Genomic DNA, 864 nt, shown 5'->3' with positions numbered 1-864 from the left:
CAGTCTCGGCGCGGCCGAGCTGCCGCGCTTCGCCAAGGGGGCGATGAAGCTGGCCGCCAAGGTGATGACGACGACCGCCTACTGGATTTGATCAGACCTCGATGATTTCCCAGCTGTGATGCATCTGGGCCGACTTGCCCAGCATGATCGAGGCCGAGCAGTATTTTTCGGCCGAGAGCTTGACGGCGCGCTCGACCGCCTCTGGCTTCAAGCCGCGGCCTTTGACGATGAAATGCAGGTCGATGCGTGTAAACACCTTGGGATCCTGTTCGGCACGCTCGGCCGTGATCCGCACGGCGCAATCGGTGACGTCCTGGCGCGATTTTTTCAGGATCGATACCACGTCGAAGGCGGTGCACCCGCCGGTACCGGCCAGCAACAGCTCCATGGGCCGCGGCGCCAGGTTGCGGCCACCGGCCTCGGGGGGGCCATCCATCGCCACCATATGGCCGGAACCGGTTTCCGCAATGAAACTCATGCCACGTGGCTGCCAATGTACCGTGCATTCCAACATCTCGGACCTCTCCTCCTTTCGAGGTTGAATCAGGCCAACGGATGGAACCAAAGCCTTCCGCAGGATGAAAGCGGCCATCTCCGTTGGCGTGAAACTACATGGTCAATGAGATGAAACCGACGGGACGGGGGTGGTATCCGAACGTCATGCCGACGGCCGTGGACGAGGAGCTCGAATCGGGCGCGCACATGTCCGAGCGCAGCGCGTCGTGGGTATCCCGCGCCCGGACCGTACGACAACCCCAGAAGCGAACCAAGAGCCGAACGGTCCGCCGGTTTCATCTGCTGGGTGATATCGCAACCATGATCGTTAGGATCATGTAGGCTGCGATTTTAGCCGTCGGCGTGGAT

General features: G+C 61.6%; 1 protein-coding gene. It reads right to left on the bottom strand.

Annotated features, from left to right (window positions below; translation table 11 throughout):
* Nucleotides 1-91 precede the first annotated feature (91 nt).
* Nucleotides 92-511 (bottom strand): OsmC family protein, encoded by a 420-nt coding sequence (locus tag ACK4TH_RS12415; protein WP_409626897.1) that lies wholly within the window; start codon nucleotides 509-511, stop codon nucleotides 92-94.
* Nucleotides 512-864 lie beyond the last annotated feature (353 nt).

This window comes from Tepidimonas sp. (assembly GCF_046292505.1).
Classification (GTDB): Bacteria; Pseudomonadota; Gammaproteobacteria; order Burkholderiales; family Burkholderiaceae_C; genus Tepidimonas.
The sequence above is the reverse complement of the archived record's forward strand: the minus strand, read 5'-3'. Positions and strand labels throughout refer to the sequence as shown.